This is a genomic window from Amycolatopsis aidingensis (assembly GCF_018885265.1).
GTDB lineage: Bacteria > Actinomycetota > Actinomycetes > Mycobacteriales > Pseudonocardiaceae > Amycolatopsis > Amycolatopsis aidingensis.
Genome location: NZ_CP076538.1, coordinates 7327683 through 7350396 on the forward strand (window position 1 = coordinate 7327683; position 22714 = coordinate 7350396).

Below are 22714 nucleotides of genomic sequence, written 5' to 3' on the forward strand. Positions count from 1 at the left end.
AGAGCCCCTTCACAGGAAATGAACAACGGCAGGCAGAATGCCCAGCACGGGCGGTATGCCGGAGGAACCAGATCTTCGGCGCCCGCGTCGCACCACCGAGCGCACCAGCGCGGGCGCTGCAAGACTGGAAAGGCTTCGGCATGACTTACCCACCTCAGCCTGGGCAGCCCTATGGCCAGCAACCGGACCCCTACGGCCAGGGCGGGTACCCGCAGTCCGGCGGTTTTCCGCAACAGGGCCAGTACGGCCAGCCCGATCCCTATGGGCAGTACGGGCAGCAGCCACAGCAGCCGTACGGCGGCTACGACCAGACCGCCATGTACGGGCAGTACCCCGGCTACCCGCAGCAGGGCCCCTACGGGCAGCCCGGTGGATACGGCCAGCCGCCGAAGAAGCCGAAGACCGCGCTGTGGGTCAGCCTCGCGGTGGTGGCGGTGCTGCTCATCGCGTTCGGGGTGACCGGTTTCCTCGCGCCCGGCTTCCTGCTCTCCGGTGACGAGGACAAGAAGGCGGACAGCGGCACGGCGCAGGACACCGCCGAGCAGATCGTGGCCGCGCTCAACGCCAAGGACGCGAACGCCCTGAACGGGCTGAAGTGCGGGGACGCCGACGAGGACGTGACCCAGGCGATCCAGAACGTGAACCGGGTGGAGGGCGCGAGGCTCACCGGTCCGGTGCAGGAGAACGGCAACTCCGCCACCGCCCCGCTGGAGGTCACGCTGAAGGGCCAGCCAACCCCGCTCACCGGCGAACTCGGCAAGGCCGGGGACAAGTGGTGCTGGAAGAACTGGAGCATGAAGCTGCCGGACATCCCCGGCGGTCCCGGCAACAGCGTTCCGAACGGGCCGACCGGGCTACCCAGCGAGTCGGACGAGCCCAGCACCGATCCGTCCGAGTCGGACTCTCCCGGCAGCGGCACCGGGGACAGCGAGGGCGGCAAGGTGATCGAGGACTTCGTCGGCAAGCTGAACTCCGGGGACAAGTCCGCCGCCATGGCGATGCTGTGCGAGGAGGCGAAGTCCCAGGAGGAGGGTGACGTGGAGACCGCGACCTCCGGCCCGTCCGATCTGGAGATCACCGAGATCAGCGACGGGAAGTACTACGTGTCGGCCAAGCTCAAGGGCACCGTGGGCGGCAGCCCCGCGGACGGTCTGATCGGCGCGGACAACTTCGACGAGACCGGGTTCTGCATCAGCCTCGTCGGCGTCTACGTGAACTGACCGCCGCGGTCCGGTGGGGTGCCAAGGCGAGGCGGCACCCCACCGGACCGGTCAGCCGAACAGGGCAGGCAACGTGCCCTCCCAGGCCGCGCGCAGCTCGGCAAGGCCGAAGGTGGCCACGTCCTGGATCTCCAGCGCCGCCGAATCCGGGTCCACCACACCGGTCTTGCGCCAGGGCAGGCCCCGGGCCGAGCACAGCTCGGTGAACCGCAGCTCCTCCGAGCGCGGCACCGCGACCAGCACCCGGCCCGCGGACTCGGCGAACAGCTGCACGAAGGGGTCGGTGTCCGGATCCAGCACCACCCTGGCGCCGACCTGTCCGATCAGCACGGTCTCCACCAGGGTCTGGGCCAGCCCGCCGTCGGAGAGGTCGTGCGCGGCCGAGATCATCCCGTCCCGGCTGCCCGCGGACAGCACCTCCGCGAGCAGCCGCTCGCGCGCCAGGTCCACGGCAGGCGGCAACCCGCCGAGGTGCCCGTGCACGATCCGCGCCCAGGCCGAACCGCCGAACTCCGCCCTGGTGTCGCCGAGCAGCAGCAGGGTCTCGCCGGCCTCGGCCCCGACCCCGGTCGGGATCCGCCTGCGCACATCGTCCAGCACCCCGAGCACCCCGACCACCGGGGTCGGCAGGATCGCGGTGTCCCCGGTCTGGTTGAAGAAGCTGACGTTCCCGCCGGTCACCGGGATACCCAGCTCGGCGCAGCCGTCGGCGAGGCCGTGCACGGCACGCTCGAACTGCCACATCACGCCAGGGTCGGTCGGCGCGCCGAAGTTCAGGCAGTTGGTGACCGCGATCGGGGTGGCCCCGCTGGTGGCCACGTTGCGGTAGGCCTCGGCCAGCGCGAGCTGGGTGCCGGCATAGGGGTCCAGGTACACGAACCGGCTGTTGCAGTCGGTGGAAACGGCCACCCCGCGGCCGGTGCGCTCGTCGATCCGGATCACCCCGGAGTCGGCGGGCTGGGCGAGCACGGTGTTGCCACGGACGTAGCGGTCGTACTGCTCGGTGACCCACTCCCTGGAGGCGAGCTCGGGGGAGGAGATCATCCGCAGCAGGGTGTCGCGCAGCTCGTCCGGGCCGGACGGTCGCGGCAGCGTGTCCGGGGTGTCGGCCTGCAGCTCGTCCTGCGCGACCGGGCGGGCGTACGGGCGGTGATACACCGGGCCCTGGTGCGCGACGGTGCGCGGTGGCACGTCCACCACGGTCTCGCCGTGCCAGGTGATCACCAGGTGCTCGCCGTCGGTGACCTCGCCGATCTCGGTGGCGGTCACGTCCCATTTGGCGCACACCTTCATGAAGGCGTCCACATCGGCGGGGCTGACCACCGCGCACATCCGCTCCTGCGACTCACTGGACAGGATCTCCGCGGGAGTCATCCCCTTGGCCCGCAACGGGACCCGGTCCAGCTCGATGTGCATGCCGCCGTCCCCGGCCGCGGCCAGCTCGGAGGTGGCGCAGGACAGCCCGGCCCCGCCGAGGTCCTGGATGCCGACCACCAGACGCTGGGCGAACAGTTCGAGGCAGCACTCGATCAGCACCTTCTCGGTGAACGGGTCGCCGACCTGCACGCTGGGCAGCTTCTTGCGCCCCGCGGGGTCACTGCCGGACTCGTCCCCGGCGAAGGTGTCGCTGGCCAGCACGGACACCCCGCCGATGCCGTCAAGGCCGGTGCGCGCGCCGAACAGGATGATCTTGTTGCCGGTGCCGGAGGCATGCGCGAGGTGCAGGTCCTCCACCCGCATCGCACCCACGCACAGCGCGTTCACCAGCGGGTTACCCGCGTAGCTTTCGTCGAAAGCGACCTCGCCGCCGATATTCGGCAGGCCGAGGCAGTTGCCGTACCCGGCGATCCCGCCGACCACCCCTGGCAGCACCCGCCGGGTGTCCGGGGCGTCCGCGGGCCCGAACCGCAGCGGGTCGGCCACCGCCAGCGGCCGGGCGCCCATCGCCAGGATGTCCCGCACGATCCCGCCGACCCCGGTGGCCGCGCCCTGGTAGGGCTCCACATAGGACGGGTGGTTGTGGCTCTCCACCTTGAAGGTGACCGCCCAGCCGTCGCCGACGTCCACCACGCCCGCATTCTCGCCGATCCCGGCGAGCATCTTCTCCCGCATCTCGGCCGTGGTGGTCTCGCCGAAGTAGCGCAGATGCGCCTTGGAGGACTTGTACGAGCAGTGCTCGCTCCACATCACCGAGTACATGGCGAGCTCGGCGTCGGTGGGCCTGCGGCCGAGGATCTCCCGGATCCGGGCGTACTCGTCCTCGGCGAGGCCGAGCTCGAGGTAGGGCTGCGCGGCGTCCGGCGTGGCCGCCGCGTGGCCGGTGGTGTCGATGACCTGGGTTTCCGTGTCGGGATGCGCCACGGGTAAGAGGGTAGACGGGCGAAATTCCCTCGCCCGCTCCGGCCGGTCGGCCCTACCCTCGTGGTCATGACTGAGCGCAATACGCTTGCTCCGGATTGACTTCATGTGCGGACCGGCGCCGAGCTGACACCGGTACGCTTTCTCCTTGCGCTGCTGCGCAGGCGTCCGTGGCTGGTGACCGGTTCCGCGGCGTTCGGGGGGCTCTGGCTGGTGCCGGGCGCCCTGCTGCCGCTGGTGGTCGGCGCGGCCGTGGACGCAGGCATCGCGGGAGACGACGGCGCCACTCTGCTGTGGCTGGCCGCGGTGGTCGTCGGGATCGGGATCGCGCAGGCGGTCTGCGGGGGTGCGCTGGAGTTTCTCGGGCACGCCATGTGGCTGCACGGGGCCGTCACCACCCAGCGCCTGGTGTCGACCCACACCGCCCGGCTCGGTGCCTCGTTGCATCCGCAGGCCGAGACCGGCGATGTGATGGCGGTGTCCTCCTCGGACGTCGACTCGGTCGGCAACCTGTTCGGTGTGCTCGGCAGGCTTGCCGGTTCGGTGCTCGCCTTCGTCGTGGTGGGCATCGCGCTGGTGCTCGAGTCCCCGCTGCTGGGCACGGTGGCGCTGGCCGGCGTGCCCCTCGCGACGTTGGGCATGGTCCCGCTGCTCCCGCTGCTGCGCAGGCGCCAGGAACGGCAACGTGAGCAACTCGCCGAGGTCAACGGGATCGGTTCGGACATCGTGTCCGGCCTGCGCATCCTGCGTGGGATCGGCGGCGAAGGCCGGTTCTTCGACCGGTTCCGGACGGCCAGCCAGCGGGTACGCGGGGCCGGGGTGGACGTGGCCCGCAGTGACGCCTGGCTGGCCGGTGCGGAGGTGCTGCTACCCGGTCTGGTGACGGTACTGATCACCTGGCTGGGCGCCCGGATGGCAGTGCAGGGCACGATCAGCGCCGGTGAGCTGGTGGCGTTCTACGGAGCATCGGCGTTCCTGGTGATCCCGGTGAGCACGGCAACCGAGGCCGCGCACGCGATCAGCGCCGGGATCGTGTCCGCCCGCAAGGCCTGCGGGCTGCTGCGGCTGCGACCGCTGCTGGCGGAACCGGACTCGCCGGTACCGCTACCCGAGGGACCGCTCGAGTTGCACGACTCGGCAACCGGCTTCACCGCGGTGGCGGGCAAGCTGACCGTCGTCGACGCGCGTTCCGGGGCCGAGGCGCTGGCCAGGCGGCTTGCCAGATTCGCCGAACCGGAGCCGGGGCAGCTGGTGCTGGTATCCGGGGTGCCTTCCGACCGGGTCGCGCTCGCCGAGCTGCGGCGGCGGGTGGTGTACGCGCACAACCAGGACATCTGGTTCTCCGGCATCCTGCGCGAGCAGGTGGCCCCGGACCGTGCCGGCACCGTGGACATCGAGACGGCGCTGGCCGCCGCGGACGCCGAGGACATCGTGCGGGGCATGCCGAACGGCCTGGACGAGCACATCGGCGAGCGCGGCAGGGAGGTCTCCGGTGGGCAGCGGCAGCGGCTGAACCTGGCCAGGGCGCTCGCGGCGGACGCGGACGTGCTGGTGCTGGACGAACCCACCTCGGCGGTGGACGCGCACACCGAGGCACGGATCACCGAACGGGTCGCCAGGCTGCGCCGCGGCCGGACCACCGTGGTGTTCAGCCAGAGTCCACTGTGGATGGCCGTGGCCGACGAGACGGTCCGGCCGGTGCTGGAGGCGGAAGAATGCAACTGAAACTACCGCTGGCCAGTAAGGCGCGGGCCCGCTCATGGGCCCGCGACACGGTGCGGGAGAACCGGACCGGGTTCGCCACGATGATCGGGCTGTTCGTGCTCGCGACCGTCGCAGGGCTGGCCGGGCCGCAGATCATCGGCGCGCTGGTGGACGAGGTGGTCACCGGGGGTGGCACCGCCAGGGTGGACCTGCTCGCCGCCGCCTTCGTGCTCATCCTGCTGGTGCAGGCCGGGCTGAAACGTCAGGCCAGGGTGCGGGCCGGGGTGCTCGGCGAGCGAGTGCTGGCGCGGACAAGGGAGTCGTTCGTGCGCCAGTCGCTGCGGCTGCCGCTGGGCACGGTGGAGGCCGCGGGCACGGGTGACCTGCTCAGCAGGGCGACCTCGGATATCGAGCGGGTCGACTACGCCACCCGGAACGCGGCCCCGGAGATCCTGGTCGCCTCGGTCACCGTGCTGCTCACCGTGGGCGCGATGATCATCACCTCGCCGCTGCTCGCGCTCGGCCTGCTGGCCGCGGTGGCGGTGCTGGTGCTGCCGACCAGGTGGTACTGGAAGCGGTCACCGGCGGCGATCGAGCGGATGCTGGCGCGCTGGGCCGAGGCGCGGTCCGGGTTGCACGAGACCGCGGAAGGGGCCCGCACCGCGGAAGCCCTCGGGCTGGTGCGGCGCAGGGTGCGGCACGGTGAGCGGGCGGCGGACCAGGCCGCGCAAGGTGAGCGGGAGTTCCGCGCGCTCACCGTCCGCTGGGTTCCCTGGCTGGAGCTCTCGCACGCGTTGCCGATCGCGGTGATGTTGCTGCTGGGTGGCTGGGCCTACGCGCAGGGCTACACCGAACTGGGCACGATCAGCACGATGGTGCTCTACGCACAGGCCCTTTCCGAACCCCTGGACGACGTGCTGTGGTGGGCGGAGGACCTGATGATCGCGAGTGCCGCGGTGCGCAGGGTGCTCGGCGTGCACACCCCGGAGCAGTCATCGCGAGCGCCGCATCGCCCGCGCGGTCAGGACATCGTGCTCCGCGGGGTGCGCTTCGGTTACGCCGAGGGAAGCGAGGTGCTGCACGGGATCGACCTGCGGGTGCCGCGAGGTGAGCGGCTTGCCATCGTCGGCCCCTCCGGCGCGGGCAAGTCCACCCTTGGCCGGTTGCTTGCCGGGATCGCGACCCCGACCGCGGGCTCGGTGACGATCGGCGGGGTCGAGGTCTCCGAGCTACCGGAGGATCTGCTGCGCGTCGAGGTGCTGCTGCTGACCCAGGAGCAGCACGTGTTCGCCGGGACGTTGCGGGACAACCTGGCACTGCCGGCAAGGGCCACCGAGTGGACCGATGCCGAACTGCTCGCGGCGCTGGCCGCGGTCGGCGCAAGGGACTGGGCGGAGGGCCTTGCCGAGGGGTTGGACACCAAGCTGGGCGCGGGGGCGCTGGCCGTACCCGCGGCGGTGGCCCAGCAGCTCGCGCTGGCAAGGGTGGTGCTGGCCGACCCGCACACCCTGGTGCTGGACGAGGCGACCTCGCTGCTGGACACCGGCTCCGCCAGGGAGCTGGAGCGCGGGCTGGAGCGGGTGCTCGCCGGGCGCACGGTGATCGCCATCGCGCACCGGCTGCACACCGCGGCGGCCGCGGACCGGGTGGCGGTGCTGGAGGGTGGCCGGATCTCCGAGCTGGGCAGCCATGCCGAGCTGCTGGCCGCGGGCGGCCCGTATGCCCGGCTGGTCCGTGCGGCGGCAGGCTGAACCGCTCAGCTTGCCGTTCCAGCGGTGACGACCGAGTCCAGCACCGAGTAGAACAGGCCGAGGCCGTCGTCGGAGGGGCCGGTGAGCGCGTCGATGGCATGCTCGGGGTGCGGCATCAGGCCGACCACCCTGCCATCGGCGCTGCTGACCCCGGCGATGTCGGCACGCGACCCGTTCGGGTTGCCATCGACATAGCGGAAGACCACCCTGCCCTCGCCATCAAGCCGGTCCAGCGTGGGCTGGTCGGCGACGTAGCAGCCTTCCATGTTCTTCACCGGGATCAGGATCTCCGCACCGGTGTCGAACCGGGTGGTCCAGGCGGTGGTGTTGTTCTCCACTCGCAGCCACTGGTCCCGGCAGATGAAGTGCAACCCCTGGTTGCGCACCAGCGCACCGGGCAGCAGGCCCGCCTCACAGAGCACCTGGAAGCCGTTGCAGATGCCCAGCACTGGCATGCCCCCGTGCACGGCCTCCAGTACCGGGCCCATCACCGGGGCGAACCGGGCGATGGCCCCGGCGCGCAGGTAGTCGCCGTAGGAGAACCCGCCGGGCACGATCACCGCGTCCACGCCCCTGAGCTCGGCGTCGGCGTGCCACAGCTCGACCGGCTCGGCCCCGGCGTAGCGGACCGCGCGAACGGCGTCCACATCGTCCAGGGTGCCGGGGAAGGTGATGACGCCGATCTTCACGAGTCCACCCTGCGCACGGTCCAGTCCTCGATCACCGGGTTGGCCAGGAAGCCCTCGGCGATCTTGGCGAGCGTCTCGTCGTCGACCGAGTCGTCGACCTCCAGCTCGAAGTGCTTGCCCTGGCGGACCTCGGTGACCCCGGTGAAGCCGAGGCGGGGCAGGGCACCGGCCACCGCTTGACCTTGCGGGTCCAGGATCTCCGGCTTGGGCATGACGTCGACGACGACTCGGGCCACGGCAGGCTGCTCCTCGTCCGTTTTTTCGCAGGCGGTACCCCTGGAGCCTAGCCGAGAAAGGGCGCTCGGGGCCGAGGAGCCCCCGACGCTCCTCGGCCCCGCTGTATGGAAGACGTAAGACCCGGGTGAGACGTTGCGTGCGGGTCCGCACCTCACTGAGTCGGACGGATCGGTTACCACGGACGGTCCTCCCGATTGCGGCAAATGGGGGATGTGGGCCCGTGAGACCCTTTTCCCACGCGCCGGTGTGCGGCAGGATCCACTATTGTCGCGCCGCCAACAGTGCGAGTCGGACACAGTGGGAGGTACCGTGGCCACGCAGGAAAGCTGGGACTACGTCATCGTGGGCGCTGGCAGCGCGGGCTGCGTACTGGCGAACCGGCTGACCGAGGACCCGTCGGCGCGGGTGCTGCTACTCGAAGCCGGTGGCGAGGACACCGCCGACGAGGTGCGGATCCCGGCGGCGTTCGCCTCCCTGTTCAAGACCCAGTGGGACTGGAACTACGAGACGGTCCAGCAGAAACATCTCGGCAAGAGCGCCTACTGGCCCCGGGGCAAGCTGCTCGGCGGCTGTTCCTCGATCAACGCGATGATCTACATCCGGGGAAACCGCGCCGATTACGACGAGTGGCGCGATTCCTATGGCGCCGAGGGCTGGGGTTGGGACGAGGTGCTGCCGTACTTCGTCCGCGCCGAGGGCAACACCCGGTTCGGCGGCCCGCTGCACGGGTCCTCCGGCCCGCTGCACGTGGAGGACCGGGTGTTCACCCATGAGCTGTCCCGTGCCTGGGTGGACTCGGCCGTGGCCTGGGGGCTGAAGCGCACCGAGGACTTCAACGGCGAGTCCCAGGAGGGCGCAGGGCAGTACCAGGTCACCTGCCGCAAGGGGCGGCGCTGGTCGGCGGCGGACGCCTACCTGCGCCCCGCAACGGCCCGGCCGAACCTCACCGTGCGCACCCGGGCGCAGGCGACCAGGGTGGTGCTGGAGGGTGGCCGGGCCACCGGGGTGTCGTATCTGGAGGGTGGGGTCGAGCGGACCGCCTACGCAGGCTCCGAGGTGCTGCTTTGCGGCGGGGCGATCAACTCCCCGCAGTTGCTGCTGCTTTCCGGCATCGGGCCCGCCGAGCACCTGCGCGAGCACGATATCGAGGTGGCCGTGCAGCTGCCAGGTGTCGGCCACAACCTGCACGACCACCCGGCCGCGCCGATCATCTGGTCCACCAGGAACACCAGCGACCTGGTGGACTCCGCCACCCCGGCCGGCATGCTGCGCTGGCAGCTGACCAAGCGCGGCCCGCTGGCCTCCAACGTTGGCGAGGCCGGCGCCTTCCTGTCCACTGTGGATGGATTGGACGCGCCGAACATGCAGTTCCACGTGGCACCGACCCTGTTCTACGAAAACGGGCTGCGCGAGCCGACCGTGCCGGGGTTCACCTCGGCGACCACCCTGGTGCGGGTGGCCAGCCGGGGGCGGCTGCGGCTGCGGTCCGCGCATCCGCTGTGGCGCCCGGAGCTGGACCCCGCCTACTACGCCGAGCCGGAGGACTTCGAGGCCACCCTCGCCGGGCTGCGCACGTTGATCGAGATCGGCCGCGGCGGCCCGCTGGCCCGCTACCTGGACAAGCCCTTCCTGCCGGACCGGCTGGAGCTGGACGAGGACGCGCTGGCCGAGCACGCCCGAGCGAACACCCAGACCCTGTACCACCCGGTCGGCACCTGCGCGATGGGCACCGGTGAGCTGGCCGTGGTCGACCCTGCCCTGCGGGTACGCGGGGTGGACGGGCTGCGCGTGGTGGACGCCTCGGTGATGCCGGTGGTACCGCGGGGCAACACCAACGCGCCCACCATCATGGTCGCCGAGAAGGCCGCCGACCTGATCCGCTCCCAGGCGACCTAGGCCCCATCCCCTTCCCGGCCGCTGTGAGTGGCGGGTACTTAGCGCTTGCCGTGTAGTACGGCGGTCAGCTTGCCCACCAGCGCCTCGGTCTTCTCCGTCCGCGCGAAGGTGGTGAGCGCCAGCAGCGGGGAGAACCGCTGCCGGGCGATCGCCTTCGGCCGGGCGAACTCGCGCAGCCCTTCGGGCCCGTGGATCCGGCCGAAGCCGGAGTCCCCGACCCCGCCGAAGGGCAGTGCGGCGATCCCGGCGAAGGACAGCGGGGCGTTGATCGCGGTCTGCCCGGTACGCAACAGCCGGGCCAGCTCCATCCCGCGCCGCTTGGCGAACACCGTGGACGCCAGGCCGTAGCGGGAGTTGTTCGCCTTCTCGATCGCCTCGTCCATATCGGCGACCTTCGCGATGGTGACGGTCGGGCCGAAGGTCTCCTCGCGCACCGCCTCGGAATCCTCCGGCACGTCCACCAGCACGGTCGGCTGCACGCAGCGCTCGCCCACCGCGTCCGGCCCGCCGGTGAGCGCGCGGCCGCCGCGGGCCAGCGCGTCGGCGATATGCCTGCGGATGACCTCCAGCTGGGAGGGCATGGTCATCGGGCCGTACTGCGCGCTCTCGTCGGAGCCGCCCCGGATCTGCTCGGCAAGCCGCACCACCTTGGCCACGAACTCCTCATGCACCCGCTCGTGCACGTACACCCGCTCCACCCCGACACAGGTCTGCCCGGCGTTGGAGAAGGCACCCCAGACGGTTGCCTCGGCCGCCGCGTCCAGGTCGGCATCGGCGTCCACCAGCAGTGGGTCCTTGCCACCGGCCTCGATGACCACCGGGGTGAGGGTGTCGGCGGCCGCCGCCATAATCTTCTTCCCGGTGGCCGTCGACCCGGTGAAGGCGATCTTGTCCACACCCGCCCTGGTGAGCGCGGCCCCGGTCGGCCCGAAGCCGGTGACCAGTTGCAGCACCGGGTACTCCGGGACCACCTCCTGGAAGGCGTCCACCAGCCACTTGCCGACGCCGGGGGTGTACTCGCTCGGCTTGAACACCACCGCGTTGCCCGCGGCCAGCGCGTAGCTGATCGAGCCCATCGGGGTGTAGACCGGGTAGTTCCACGGCCCGATCACGCCGACCACGCCCAGCGGCTGGTACTCGACGCTCGCCGCCTGGTTGGACAGCAGCAGGCCGGGCGAGCGGCGTTGCCTGCCGAGCACCTTGGCCGCGTGCTTGCCTGCCCAGGCGATGTGCTCGATGGCCAGCACGGCCTCCAGCTGGGCGTCCCCGCGTGGCTTGCCGGTTTCGGCGTGCACCACCTCGCACAGCTGCGCCAGCCTGCGTGCCAGCACACCCTTCCACCGGCGCAGCCGTTCGGCCCTGCCGGCATAACCGAGCGAGTCCCACCAGGCAGCGGCCTCCTTCGCCCTGGCAACGGCCTGTTCGACCGCGTCGGCGGTATGCACCGGATGGGTGCCGACCACCTCGTCGGTCGCCGGGTTGAGCGAATCGAAGGTCTCGGCCGCGGCGAGTTCGGACTGCGGAGCTTGCACGGTGGTCATGACGCCTCCATTGCCGACATCGGCTCCATTGGCTCGGCTGCCCGGTAGCCTACGGACTTGCTGACAAGGTGCCAATAGGTTCGGGCCGCCCTGCCCTGCTACTCGCCAGCATCGCACAGGTCAGGGCCGCGCTCACGGCGCCGAGCAGCGGCGGAAGCGTCAGCGGCAGCAGGCCCACGCTCAGCGAGCCGAGCCCGAAACCCGTTGCCTGCACGGCGAAGGCGAAGGAGAACCCCTCGGCACGCCGGGCCGGTGGCAGCAGCCCCTGCAGCCGGACGGAGGCGATGGTGAGCAGCGGCCCGGTGCAGGCGCCGATCAGCACCACCCCGGCCAGCAGGCCGGTCCAGCCAAGGTCGAACCCCACCGGTACGGCCCCGGCCAGGAAACAACCAAGGCAGGCCAGCGCGGCCGGCCTGCCGACCCGCCCGCGCCAGGCGAACAGCCCGCTGCCCGCGACACTCGCCCCGCACAGCACCGCGACCAGCACGGCCGCCTGTGCGGTGCCGCCACCGAGCCGCTGGGCCAGCGCGAGCGGGGCGACCTCGATGGTGGACAGCAGGTGGCCGATGGTGAACAGGCAGCCCAGCCAGCAGAGCGCGGCCCGCAGCGGAAACCGGGGACGCTGTCCGGGGGCGGAGGCGGGTGCGGGCGTGGCGGACCGGGGCAGCAGGGCCGCGCAGCCGAGATAGGCGGTGGCCATCGCGAGCAGCGGCAACAGGGTGTGCACCAGGGACAAGGCGGCGACCAGCAGCGGGGCAGCGACCAGCACACCCTCGATCAGCATCGCGTCCACCGCGATGGCTCTCGGCAGCAGCGCGTCCTCGACCGCGCCCGCCAGCAGCGTGCGCAGCCCGCCGGACAGGCCACCGGCGAGCAGGCCGGGCAGCACCACCGTGGCGGCCAGCAGGAAGGCCGGGGCCTCGTTCGCAACGGCCACCGCCATCCCTGCGAACCCGGCCGCGGCGCAGCAGAGCAGCAGCACCAGGCCGCGGCCGGGGCCGATCCGGTCCAGCAGTCTGCCGGCCGGCACCGCGCCGAGCAGTTCGGCTGCGACGAACACCGCCATCAGCACCCCGCCGAGCCGGTACGAACCGGTGGTCGCGGTGGTCAGCACGGTGAAGGCGAGCGGGGCCATCGCGGCAGGCAACCTGCCCAGCTGAGCACTCGCCGACCAGCGCCAGTAGCGGCGGTGCCGGAGCAGGGGCGTCGGCTCGATCGTGGTCATGCGGCCGAGCCTGCGCCGCGGCCGGGAGCGGTGATACTGATTCGGGAACAGCCGAATTCAGGAGCCGCGGTGATCGAGCTGGTGCTGACCCCGGAGAGCGCCCGCCGGGTGCGGTTCGCCATCTCCCCGTTGGAGGAGGTGCTCGGCGCGGTGCAGGTGGTGCTCGGGCTGCGCGGGCACCCGGCGCACCTGCCCTGGCTGGCCGGCGCGGAGGAGGTCATGCATGCGCTGCCGATCACCGAGCTGCGCGCCGTGCTGAGCGGGCGGCAGTACATCACCGACTTCCTCAGCCCGCCGCCGACCGGGCCGCGCACCACCGTGCGGGCCCAGCTGGCCAGGGTGCGCCGCACCCCGCCGTGGCAGGTCGCCACCGAGCTGGCCAAGGTGGACGCCGACCTGCGGGCGCTGCCGCCGGACCCGGCGACCGCACGGGACCTGTTGGCGGGCCAGCTCGAGCTCGTCTGGACCGAGCTGATCGAGCCGCACTGGCCACGCATCCGCGCCACCCTGGCCGCGGACCTGGACCACCGATCCCGGCGGCTGGCCGATGGCGGGGTGGAGCAGGTCCTGAACGACCTGCATCCGCGGGTGCGGCTGACCGGCGAGGTGCTGGCCGTGCGCAGCGGCACCCGGGCGAGCCTGCGCCTGGACCACCGCGGTTTGCTGTTGTTACCCAGCGTGTTCGCCTGGCCGAAGATCGGCGTGCTGATGGTCGAGCCGTGGCAGCCCGCGCTGCTGTATCCCGCCCGTGGGGTCGCCGAGCTGTGGACCGGCGGGCCGGAGCCGCACCCGAGGTTGGCGGCGGTACTCGGCCGGACCAAGGCGGCACTGCTGCAGGCACTGGACGAGCCGGCGAGCACCACCGCGCTGGCGGGCAGGCTCGGGCTGGCCGCGGGGACGGTGTCGGAACACCTCACCGCGCTGCGCGCGGCCGGACTGCTGACCGCGGACCGGGCCGGCCGCAGCGTCCACTACCGACGCAGCGAACTTGGCGACGCACTGGTGCGGCCGTAGGCTGGACGACCCGGCCAGCTAGGAGACAATATGCGTATCGTCCATTTCGGACATTCGTGCGTGCTGCTCGAGACGCCATCCGCGCGGATCCTGATCGACCCGGGGGCCTTCTCCTCCGGCTTCGAGGACGAGCGTGACCTTGACGCGGTGCTCATCACGCACCAGCACTACGACCACATCGACGCCGAGAAGCTGCCCGGCCTGCTGGCCGCCAACCCCGGGGCACGGCTGGTCACCGATCCGGGTTCCGCGGAGACCGTGGCCAAGCTCGGCCTCACCGCACGCACCGTGCAACCGGGTGACGCGCTGGACTTCGGCAGCACCTCGGTACACGTCCTCGGCGGGCAGCACGCCACGATCCACGCCGATATCCCGGTGGTGCCGAACGTGGGCTACCTGGTCGACCACGGCGCCTTCTACCACCCCGGCGACTCGTTCTTCGTGCCCGAGCAGCAGATCGACGTGCTCGGGCTGCCCACTGCCGCGCCCTGGCTGAAGGCTGCCGAGGCCGTGGACTACCTGCGCGCGGTGCGCCCGCGGGTGGCCGTGCCGATCCACGAGGCGGTGCTGGCCAACCCGGCCATGCACCACGGCCTGTTCACCAACCTGGCGCCGGACGGCACCGAGGTCAGGGTGCTGCCGAAGCGGGAGGCCGCGCGGCTGTGAGGGCCCCGGCATAGGTGGTTCCGGCGGCGCCGGCCTCGAGCGCGGCATCCACGGCGTCCAGGAACGCCTGCCGCCTGCCGGGACGCTCCAGGTCGGCGGCGTCCACGCCGAGCCGGACCAGGCCGCCCCGCCGGGCCGTGCGCGCCGCGCTGAGCACCAGCGCGAAGCAGCGCACCGTCTCGGTCCCGGTCGCGCTACCGAAACCCTGCACCCGCGCCCGGTGCACGGAGTCGCTGCGCAGATCACGCACGGCCGAGAGGTCGGCGCACAGCGAGAAGCCCCGCTCCCGGAGCGCGTCCAGGGTGCCGCGGGAGACCAGCCAGCGGGGCGGGGCGAACCCCTCGGCCCGCAGCCCGGCCCGCTCCAGCGCGGCACTGGCCGCGATCAGCCGCAGCCGCGCCTCATGTGCGGGCAGTGCGGCGAACTCGGCCTTGCGGCGCAGGCGCACGGCGTGGTGGCTGGGGGTGACCCGGTGGTCGTAACCGTGCAGCAGCACCTCGTCCCCGCGCCCGGCGCGGGTGCGCATCCACTCGGTGGCCGCCGCGGCGCCGTCCCCCGCACGCGGGGTGAACAGCATGGACAGCGGCACGCCACGGTCGTCCAGTTCCACCGCGAGCTCGGTGCAGCGGTACAGCGCCTTCGGCGTGATACCGGAGAGCGAGACCAGCAGGCGAGCATCCATACCGTCCATGGCACCCGCTGCAAGTGACCATCCGTTTACTCCCAGGTGGCCGGGCGAAACCAGGTGCGCGAATCACTCAGATGCAGATCGCCGTCAGCCAGCCAGAGCAACCCGGGGGAATCATCGTGTCACTGAGGGTCGTCACCGGCAGCCGACATGACCCTGCCGATGAATTGTCGGTAATACCGGACCGTCCGTACCGTCGGAACAGTCGTCGACATATTTCAGATTTGCGCCCCCGGGGGACCGGACACCCATCATCGGAAGTCAGGAACCGATTCATGCGAAAATTCAAGACAGCCGCGTGCTGCGCGGTCCTCGCCGGACTCGTCGTGGCCGCGCCGTCGTCCTTCGCGAGTAGTCCCGCCGCCGGCAGCGGGCCCTCGATCGCCCAGGTCGACGGCCCGTACATGTTCGTGCACGAGGTCACCGGCACCTACCTGGAAACGGACAACTACAACGACAACGTGGGCCAGGCAGTCCAGACCTGGAACCTCGATCCGCCGCAGACGACGCCGGGCCTGCGCGGGCACAAGTGGTACCTCACCGAGAGCTCGCCCGGCACCTACCACATCGAAAGTTTCGACAACCGCCATTGCCTCACCGCGTCCACGAGCGGCGCGCAGGACTATCCGCGGTTACGGAATTGCGATGACGAACCGCATCAGGACTGGATATTCCGCCGGGTGTTCCCCGATCGGAATATCTACACGATCAGCCCACGGAGCTATCCGGGATACACGCTGGGAATTCAGGGAAATCACCAGCTGAATGACCGCTACGTCGTCCCGACACCGACCTGGGGCGGTGACCCGACCTACTCGCAGCACTGGCAGGTCGTCCTGAAGTCCAGGGGCTGACGGCGTGCCTGGTGGCCGGGGCGCCCGGCCACCAGGCGGCGTTCAGGAACCGCTGCGCGCGGCCTCCTGCTCGGCCGGGTTGTCCTCGCCCGCCAGCGCGTTGATCCGCTTCTCCTCGCGGGCGGACCGGATCGCGGTGAACAGCCCGGTCGCCCACAGCCCGACAATGAGCACGTAAGCGAGCACGATCACCGCGGTGGACGCCCCGGCCGCGCCGAGCAGGGTGCGCGCGTTGGTGAACACGATCAGCCCGCCGGCCGCGGCGCCAAGCACCCGGGGCGGCATCCGGCGCACGACCCAGGCCGCCAGCGGTGCCGCGATCACCCCGCCGATCATCAACCCGGCCACCACGGTGTAGTTCAGCTGGTGCTGCTGGGACAGTGCGAAGAAGAAGCCGAGGCTGGCGGCGAGCGCCACGATGAACTCGGAGGTGTCCACCGAGCCGACGACCTTGCGCGGCTCCAGCCTGCCCGAGGACAGCAGGGTGGTGGTGGCCACCGGCCCCCAGCCACCGCCACCGCTGGCGTCGATGAACCCGGCGACAAGGCCGAGCGGGCCGAGGAACCGGGCACCGGGCCGCTTACTGGTGATCAGGTTGCCCAGTTTGAGGAAGGCGAACCGGATCAGCACGTACAGCCCGAGCACCATGAGCACGGTGGTGATCCACACCGCCGCGGAGTCGCTGGCCAGTGAGGTGAGCACGTACGCGCCGAGCACCGCACCGACCGCGCCGGGCAGGGCGAGGATGCCCACGGTCCGCCAGTCGATATTGCGGAACCGCCAGTGTGAGAGGCCGGAGGCCAGCGAGGTGCCGACCTCGGCGAGGTGTACCGCGGCCGAGGACACCGCGGGGGCGGTGCCGACCGCGACCAGCGTGGTGGTCGCGGTCACCCCGAAGGCCATCCCGAGTGAACCGTCGACAAGTTGAGCGAGGAACCCTGCCAGTCCGAACAGAAGGAGCGTTTGCATCGAGACCTCGATCGGGCAGGCCGCGCCGGTGGCCGGCCGCGGCGGGGACGGGTCGAGTCAGGCCGGATGACAACCGCTGGAAAGCGCGAGACTACATCAGCGGTCCGGGCCGGAGGCCCTTCAGGAAAGGCGGCACAGCGCGGAGTTGACGCGCAGCAGGTCGACGTGCCTGCGCTGTACCAGCGCTACCCCGCCGAAGAACACTGCCGCCTGCCCGCACACGCACTCGATCGTGGCAGAGGCCCAGACGATGGGCCAGCGGTTCCCAGATGCTGAGCCGGTTAGTGACGCGGCTCACGCCCACGGCGGCGCCCACTCCGGGACAACCGCTTCATCGCCGACGTTGACGCGCCCGGTGCGCAGCACGGCCATCTTGATGCCGAAGGTGACCCCGCCCTCGGGCGCCCGCCGGTACCGGGCCAGGGTGCGGATCGGCTCCGGCCCGGCCCTGGTTCCGGTGTCCTGGTCGACCGTGGGCACCGGGCAGCGCACGCACATCTTGGTGTAGCCGAGCTCCACCTCGCCCACGGCCAGCCGGCGCACCCCGTCCTCGGTATGCGGCTCGGTCCAGCCGCTGAGCACGATGTTCGGCCGGAACCGGTTCATCGGGACCGGCTCGCCGCCCTGCTCGGCGATCCGCTCGTTCAGTCCGTCCAAAGAGGACGTCGTGGTGACCAGGATGGCGCTGCTGTCGGCGAACCCGGCCGTGCCGGGGATGATGCCGTCGGTCGCCCGCTGATGGTCCGGCGGTACCCGGATCAGCCTGCTCGGGCTGCCCAGCACCGTGCTCAGCCAGTCGGCAGCCGCCGTGCCCTGGTCGATTCCCTTGCCCTCCCAGGTGAACACCGCCACCGCGCTGCGCGGCCCCTCGATGGCGACCTCCAGGTGCAGGTCCTCGACCCCGGGTGCGGTAAGGGTCAGCCCACCATCCGCCGGGATCGGCCGGACGGTCGCCAGCATGGGGAAGCGGCGCTGGGTGCGGCACATGCCGTGCTCGTCGACCACCATGAACGCCCGGTCCAGTGCCAGCCCGGTTGCGGTCACCTCGGCGGCGCGCACCGGGGTCCCGGCACAGCCCTTGACCGGGTAGTACGCGAGCTGATCGACACGAAGCACGGCTACACCCTAGCCGTCCACCGCCGCGGGCTCGACGCCGTTTCGGCCGGCGCGCGGTGCTACAGGATCGGCTTCGGGGAGTACCCCGCGGCCTCGGGGAAGCGTTCCAGTAGCCGCTCCACCCGGTCGACAACGTTGGCCACCTGCGCCCCCGCGGTTCCGGTGAAGGAGATCGGGTCGGCGAGCAGTTCACCGAGCTCGGCCCGCTCCAGCGGGATGCGGGAGTCGGCTGCCAGCCGGTCCAGCAGGTCGTTCTCGGCCTGCCCCTGCTCCCGCATGGCCAGCGCCACGGCCACCGCGTTCTCCTTGATCGCCGCGTGCGCGGTCTCCCGGCCCACCCCGGCCCGTACCGCGGCCATCAACACCTTCGTGGTGGCAAGGAACGGCAGGTACCTGTTCAGCTCGCGATCGACGACCGCGGGGAATGCGCCGAACTCACCGAGCACGGTGAGGGTGGTCTCCAGCAGGCCGTCCAGCGCGAAGAAGGCGTCCGGCAACGCCACCCTGCGCACCACCGAATCCGAGACGTCGCCTTCGTTCCACTGCGCGCCTGCCAGCTCTCCGATCATCGAGAGGTGGCCGCGCAGCACAACGGCCAGCCCGTTGATCCGTTCGCAGGAGCGGGTGTTCATCTTGTGCGGCATGGCCGATGAGCCGACCTGCCCGGGTTTGAAACCCTCGGTGACCAGCTCGTTGCCCGCCATCAGCCGGATCGTGGTGGCCAGGCTGGACGGCGCGGCCGCCAGCTGGACCACAGTGGACACCACGTCGAAGTCCAGCGAGCGCGGGTAGACCTGGCCCACGCTGGTGAGCACCCGCTCGAACCCGAGGTGCCCGGCCACCCGCTGCTCCAGCAGCCGGAGGGTGGCCTTGTCGCCGAGCAGGTCCAGCATGTCCTGCGCGGTGCCCACCGGTCCCTTGATCCCGCGCAGCGGGTATCGCATGATCAGCTCGTCCAGCCGTTCGAAGGCGACCAGCAGCTCGTCGGCCGCACTGGCGAACCGCTTGCCCAGCGTGGTCGCCTGCGCCGCCACGTTGTGCGAGCGGCCTGCCAGCACCAGGTCCGCGTGTTCGGTGGCCAGCGCGGCCAGCCTGGCCAGCACCGCGGCCACCCTGGTCCGCACCAGCTCCAGCGAGCGGCGCACCTGCAACTGCTCGACGTTCTCGGTGAGGTCCCGTGAGGTCATCCCCATGTGCACGTGCTCGTGCCCGGCCAGCGCGTTGAACTCCTCGATCCTGGCCTTCACGTCGTGCCGGGTGACCCGCTCCCGCTCGGCGATCGAGCCGAGGTCGACCCGCTCGAGCACCGCCGCGTAGTCCTCGATCACCCCTTCCGGCACCTGCACGCCGAGCTCGGCCTGTGCCCGCAGCACGGCCAGCCACAGGCTGCGCTCCAGGATCACCTTGTGCTCGGGGGACCAGAGCTCGGCGAGCTCGGCGGAGGCGTAGCGGCCGGCGAGGACGTTCGGGATGGCGGGCTTGTGCGTCACGAAACCGAGCGTAGCCGCGGGCGGGCGGGCTCAGAGGGACAGGTTCGGGTCCCCTTCGAGCTGCCGCAGCCATTCAGTGGCGGACGCCGCGCGTTCCCGCTGCCCGAAAGAGATGATAGTCACCGTGGTGTCACCAGACAGGATGTTGACTCCGAGGGCCTCGTCGGCGTCCGGCGGAAAGCCGGGCAGCGGCTCGCCGGCACCGGTCGGATCGAACCGGAACCGCAGGGACAACTTGCCGTCGGGGTACTCGAGCTCGACGGGTCCCGCGAGCATGCGGGGACCGTCCGGGCTCACCGTGCCGTCGGCGGTGTTCCCGAACGGACCTGCGCTGACCACGGTGGCGCTCGGGGACAACTCGGGCAGGCGCCTGGTCAGGTAGTCCTTCAGCTCGGCCGCACGCTGTTCCAGCCCTCGATCGGCGGCAGCCGTCTGCCCGGTCACCGGCTGCCCGGCCGAAGCCGCCGGCACGGACCGCTCGGCGCCGGTGTTCACGAGCCCCGGAACGGTCACCGCGGCGAGCGCGACCGCAACCACACCCGCGCTCGCGAAGGTCACCGCACGCCTGCGCGTGCGCCGCTGCGCCGAGCTGACCAGGGCATCCGGGTCGAAATCCAGTGGTGGCTCCGCGGCAACCGCGGCGTGTAGTGCGTCGCGTACCTGCTGCTCGCTCATGGCACGTTCACCTCATGTCTGGTCGGAGTCGGATCGAGCGGGGCGAGGATCCGGCCGAGGGCGGCCAGGCCACGGGCGGTCTGACTCTTCACGTTGCCCTCGGAGCAGCCGAGTACCTCGGCGGTCTCGGCCACCGAGAGTTCCTCGAAGTAGCGCAGCACCACGGCCGCACGCTGCTTTGGCGGCAGCTCGGCGAGGCCGTCCCGGACCAGCCCGCCCACCCAGTTGCGCTGGGCGGAGGCGGCGGGGTCGAGCGTCTCGTCCGCCACCTCGGGCACCGGCGCGGCCCGGTGTTCCCTGCGACGCCAGGGTTTCCGCTTCTCGTCCAGCCACACCCGCAGCAGCACCCTGCGCGCGTAGTTGCCGAGCCGGTCGGTTTCCCGCACCCGGGACCAGGCGCGGTAGATCTTCAGCAGGGCGTCCTGCATCAGGTCCTCCGCGAGGTGCCACTCCCCGCACAGCAGGTAGGCCACCCGGCGCAGTCCCGGCGCCTGCGCCAGCGCGAACTCGCGGAAAGCCGATTCGTCCGGTTTCTTCATCACGCCCCCTTTCGACCCCTTCTCACGGAGCCCACCGCGCCGGGGTTGCATGGGGGGTCCGCTGTGAGCGGGGTCAGCTCAGGGCGTTACGCAGCATCCTGGCGGCGGCCGCCCTCGGCTCCGGGTCCACGGCGACCAGCGCGTTCACCACGGCACCATCCACCAGCGCGACCAGCCGTTCCAGCTCAGTGGCGTCCACCGGGGTGCCGGACCGCGCGAAGATCTCGGTGAGCAGGGCGTTCAGTTCGGCGGAAAGGGTGCGCATCAGCGGCCGCAGGTAAGTGCGCCGCCCGGTGGCCACCAGCCGTTCGTACCGCAGCAGCACGGCCTCGGCATCGGCCTCCCTGCCCGGCTGCTCCGGGCCGAGCAGCAGCTCGAGCACCAGCTCGACCAGCGCGTCCACCCCCCGGTCCCGGGTGGTGAGGTCGTCAAGGCAGCGCCTGCCATGGGCCAGCTCGGTGCGGGAGTGGTGCTCGACGGCCGCGGCCACCAGGTCGTCGAGGGAGTCGAAGTAGTAGGTGGTGGAGGCGAGCGGCAGGCCGGCCCGTTCGGCCACGGCCCGGTGCCGGACGGCGTCGAAGCCCCCCTCGGCGAGCAGTGCGGCGGCTGCCTCGACCAGTGCGGCGCGCCTGCGCTCGCCCTTCGGCGTACTCGCGGCTGTGGTCATGACGGCTCATTGTGCCAAGTGGGCTCGTGCCAGGCGGGCAGGCTCAGAACCGCCCGGCCAGCGCCGCCGCGAGGCCGTCAACGGACCCGGCGTACGGCGCCCTGCTCGTCCCCGGTGCCGGGGTGCTCAGCACGATCACCGTTCCGCCGCTCACGGTGGCGTGGCTGGCCCGTTCGCTGCCTTCCGGCGGCGGGGCCGGACTGACTATGGTGCCCGCGGGCAGCACGGCGACGGAGATCTGACCGGACGCGCTGCCGTCCTGCACGGCCACCCCCGCCGACCGCCATCCCGCGCCGCAGATGCGGCTGACCACGGGTTTCGGCTGAGCGGTGACCGGGAGCTCGTCAGCGAGGGCGGTAACGAGCTCCCGGTCCACCTGGTCGCACCCGGAGGTGCTCTCGGCCCGAGGGCCGTTCTCCCCCGACCCTTCGCCCCCCTGCTTGGGCGAGGAGTCCGGGAAGCCTTGGGCAGGTGCCTCATTCGGATGACGCATGGACGGCTGGGCGGGTTGCTCCGCCCCGCCGAACTCGGTCCCCGAATCGTGCTGGGCATCCACCGCGCTCGATCCGGCATTCGGAGCAGTCTCGAACGGGTCCATGTTCAGACCTACACCGAGTAGACCGGCTCCGGCAAGTACCAGTAGTACGCAGCTGGCGCCGCTCGCGATCGCCATCCGGCGCCGGGAGGTGAGGCGGCGGGACCTGGCGGCCACGTCCTCGGCGTCGAAACTCGCGGCAGGCGGCTCCCCCGGCGCCTCCCGGAACAGCGTGCGCAGTTCGTGCTCATCCATGCGTGTCCACCTCCTCCAGCACGCCTCGCAGGTTCGCCAGGCCGCGCGCCGTCTGGCTCTTCACATTGCCCTCGGAGCAGCCCAGCACGCCGGCCACCCCGCTGACGTCCAGGCCCTCGAAGTAGCGCAGGACCAGCACGGCCCGCTGTTTCGGCGGCACCCTGCGCAGGCCGGCGAGCAGGTCCTGCCTGGTGGCGACCAGCTCGTCGAGCCGGTCGCCGCCGGGTCCGGGCTCGGGCAGTTCCTCGGTCTGCCGTTCCCGCCGCCACGGCCGCCGCGACTCGTCGATGGCGGCTCGCACCAGGGTCTTGCGCAGGTAGGCATCGGTCGCCGCCCGGTCCCGGATCTTGCGCCAGCGCCGGTGCAGCGCGACGAACGCCGTCTGCGCCAGGTCATCCGCCTTGTCCCAGTCGCCACAGAGCATGTACGCGGTGCGTCGCACGGAGTCGCGCCTTGCGGCGAAGTACTCCGCGAACTCCTGCTCGTCGCGCTGGTCCACGCGGTTGGCTCTCCGCTCGGTGTGTGTTGTCCGGGGAAGACGGAACTCGAGGGTTCCACGGTTGCATGGGAGGTAGAGAAGTTCTACCCGATCGAGTGAGCACGTTGACGCTCCGCCTACCGTGCA

The 22714-nt window shown here is 71.4% G+C and carries 22 protein-coding genes; 7 read left to right on the plus strand and 15 right to left on the minus strand.

All coding sequences use genetic code 11. The annotated features are described in order from the left end of the window. The first annotated feature begins 140 nt into the window (after nucleotides 1–140). Nucleotides 141–1220, plus strand: a complete 1080-nt coding sequence (locus KOI47_RS33690) for a hypothetical protein (protein WP_216211421.1) — start codon at nucleotides 141–143, stop codon at nucleotides 1218–1220. Between the two features lie 51 nt (nucleotides 1221–1271). Here the strand turns inward: KOI47_RS33690 and purL are convergent, their stop codons facing one another. Then, nucleotides 1272–3581: a phosphoribosylformylglycinamidine synthase subunit PurL gene (gene purL, locus KOI47_RS33695; protein WP_232376431.1), complete on the minus strand. Its 2310-nt coding sequence runs from the start codon at nucleotides 3579–3581 to the stop codon at nucleotides 1272–1274. Nucleotides 3582–3686: 105 nt separating this feature from the next. Between purL and KOI47_RS33700 the strand changes: the two genes are divergently transcribed. Continuing rightward, entirely contained in the window at nucleotides 3687–5303 is a 1617-nt protein-coding gene (locus KOI47_RS33700) for an ABC transporter transmembrane domain-containing protein (protein ID WP_216211428.1), read from the plus strand. Continuing rightward, nucleotides 5294–7033, plus strand: a complete 1740-nt coding sequence (locus KOI47_RS33705; protein ID WP_216211430.1) for an ABC transporter ATP-binding protein — start codon at nucleotides 5294–5296, stop codon at nucleotides 7031–7033. The genes KOI47_RS33700 and KOI47_RS33705 overlap by 10 nt, the downstream gene beginning before the upstream one ends. A 5-nt stretch (nucleotides 7034–7038) precedes the next feature. Here KOI47_RS33705 and purQ read toward each other — a convergent pair whose 3' ends face one another. Then, nucleotides 7039–7722 (minus strand): phosphoribosylformylglycinamidine synthase subunit PurQ, encoded by a 684-nt coding sequence (gene purQ, locus KOI47_RS33710; RefSeq protein ID WP_216211433.1) that lies wholly within the window; start codon nucleotides 7720–7722, stop codon nucleotides 7039–7041. Then, a complete protein-coding gene (gene purS, locus KOI47_RS33715) occupies nucleotides 7719–7958 on the minus strand; it encodes a phosphoribosylformylglycinamidine synthase subunit PurS (RefSeq protein ID WP_216211434.1) in 240 nt (79 codons plus the stop codon). Before purS ends, purQ begins: the two co-directional genes overlap by 4 nt. Nucleotides 7959–8268: 310 nt before the next feature. Between purS and KOI47_RS33720 the strand changes: the two genes are divergently transcribed. After that, complete coding sequence (locus KOI47_RS33720; RefSeq protein ID WP_216211437.1) at nucleotides 8269–9855, plus strand: GMC family oxidoreductase; 1587 nt, start codon at nucleotides 8269–8271, stop codon at nucleotides 9853–9855. A 38-nt stretch (nucleotides 9856–9893) separates the two neighbouring features. Here KOI47_RS33720 and KOI47_RS33725 read toward each other — a convergent pair whose 3' ends face one another. Further along, nucleotides 9894–11396, minus strand: a complete 1503-nt coding sequence (locus KOI47_RS33725) for an aldehyde dehydrogenase family protein (RefSeq protein ID WP_216211440.1) — start codon at nucleotides 11394–11396, stop codon at nucleotides 9894–9896. A gap of 49 nt (nucleotides 11397–11445) precedes the next feature. Then, nucleotides 11446–12621 carry an MFS transporter gene (locus tag KOI47_RS33730; RefSeq protein ID WP_232376432.1) on the minus strand — a complete coding sequence of 392 codons (1176 nt, stop codon included), beginning with the start codon at nucleotides 12619–12621 and terminating at the stop codon, nucleotides 11446–11448. 69 nt (nucleotides 12622–12690) lie between these two features. Between KOI47_RS33730 and KOI47_RS33735 the strand changes: the two genes are divergently transcribed. Both KOI47_RS33735 and KOI47_RS33740 read left to right on the plus strand, forming a co-directional pair. After that, nucleotides 12691–13635 carry an ArsR/SmtB family transcription factor gene (locus KOI47_RS33735; protein WP_216211443.1) on the plus strand — a complete coding sequence of 315 codons (945 nt, stop codon included), beginning with the start codon at nucleotides 12691–12693 and terminating at the stop codon, nucleotides 13633–13635. A gap of 30 nt (nucleotides 13636–13665) precedes the next feature. After that, the gene (locus KOI47_RS33740; RefSeq protein WP_216211446.1) at nucleotides 13666–14301 is read left to right on the plus strand and encodes an MBL fold metallo-hydrolase; all 636 of its coding nucleotides are present in this window, start codon (nucleotides 13666–13668) and stop codon (nucleotides 14299–14301) included. On the opposite strand, the gene KOI47_RS33745 is transcribed toward KOI47_RS33740, so the two are convergent. After that, on the minus strand, nucleotides 14264–14983 hold the full coding sequence (locus tag KOI47_RS33745; protein ID WP_216211449.1) for a DUF2334 domain-containing protein: 720 nt from the start codon (nucleotides 14981–14983) through the stop codon (nucleotides 14264–14266). The genes KOI47_RS33740 and KOI47_RS33745 overlap by 38 nt on opposite strands. An 80-nt stretch (nucleotides 14984–15063) precedes the next feature. Between KOI47_RS33745 and KOI47_RS33750 the strand changes: the two genes are divergently transcribed. Further along, nucleotides 15064–15843, plus strand: a complete 780-nt coding sequence (locus tag KOI47_RS33750; RefSeq protein WP_216211451.1) for an RICIN domain-containing protein — start codon at nucleotides 15064–15066, stop codon at nucleotides 15841–15843. Between the two features lie 42 nt (nucleotides 15844–15885). Here the strand turns inward: KOI47_RS33750 and KOI47_RS33755 are convergent, their stop codons facing one another. The 9 genes from KOI47_RS33755 to KOI47_RS33790 form a co-directional block, all read right to left on the minus strand. Next, nucleotides 15886–16812, minus strand: coding sequence for a sulfite exporter TauE/SafE family protein (locus KOI47_RS33755; protein ID WP_216211453.1), 927 nt, complete (start codon nucleotides 16810–16812; stop codon nucleotides 15886–15888). 120 nt (nucleotides 16813–16932) lie between these two features. After that, complete coding sequence (locus KOI47_RS36320; RefSeq protein ID WP_332461434.1) at nucleotides 16933–17034, minus strand: putative leader peptide; 102 nt, start codon at nucleotides 17032–17034, stop codon at nucleotides 16933–16935. Nucleotides 17035–17106: 72 nt separating this feature from the next. Next, nucleotides 17107–17928, minus strand: coding sequence for an MOSC domain-containing protein (locus KOI47_RS33760; protein WP_216211457.1), 822 nt, complete (start codon nucleotides 17926–17928; stop codon nucleotides 17107–17109). 59 nt (nucleotides 17929–17987) lie between these two features. Next, nucleotides 17988–19418, minus strand: coding sequence for an adenylosuccinate lyase (purB, locus tag KOI47_RS33765; RefSeq protein ID WP_216211460.1), 1431 nt, complete (start codon nucleotides 19416–19418; stop codon nucleotides 17988–17990). Between the two features lie 30 nt (nucleotides 19419–19448). Further along, nucleotides 19449–20093, minus strand: a complete 645-nt coding sequence (locus tag KOI47_RS33770; protein ID WP_216211464.1) for a hypothetical protein — start codon at nucleotides 20091–20093, stop codon at nucleotides 19449–19451. Beyond that, nucleotides 20090–20632 carry an RNA polymerase sigma factor gene (locus KOI47_RS33775; protein WP_216211467.1) on the minus strand — a complete coding sequence of 181 codons (543 nt, stop codon included), beginning with the start codon at nucleotides 20630–20632 and terminating at the stop codon, nucleotides 20090–20092. Before KOI47_RS33775 ends, KOI47_RS33770 begins: the two co-directional genes overlap by 4 nt. Before the next feature lie 73 nt (nucleotides 20633–20705). Continuing rightward, on the minus strand, nucleotides 20706–21299 hold the full coding sequence (locus KOI47_RS33780) for a TetR/AcrR family transcriptional regulator (RefSeq protein ID WP_216211470.1): 594 nt from the start codon (nucleotides 21297–21299) through the stop codon (nucleotides 20706–20708). Nucleotides 21300–21342: 43 nt separating this feature from the next. Continuing rightward, on the minus strand, nucleotides 21343–22089 hold the full coding sequence (locus KOI47_RS33785; protein ID WP_216211474.1) for a hypothetical protein: 747 nt from the start codon (nucleotides 22087–22089) through the stop codon (nucleotides 21343–21345). Next, nucleotides 22082–22588 (minus strand): SigE family RNA polymerase sigma factor, encoded by a 507-nt coding sequence (locus KOI47_RS33790; RefSeq protein WP_216211476.1) that lies wholly within the window; start codon nucleotides 22586–22588, stop codon nucleotides 22082–22084. The genes KOI47_RS33785 and KOI47_RS33790 overlap by 8 nt, the downstream gene beginning before the upstream one ends. Nucleotides 22589–22714: the final 126 nt, after the last annotated feature.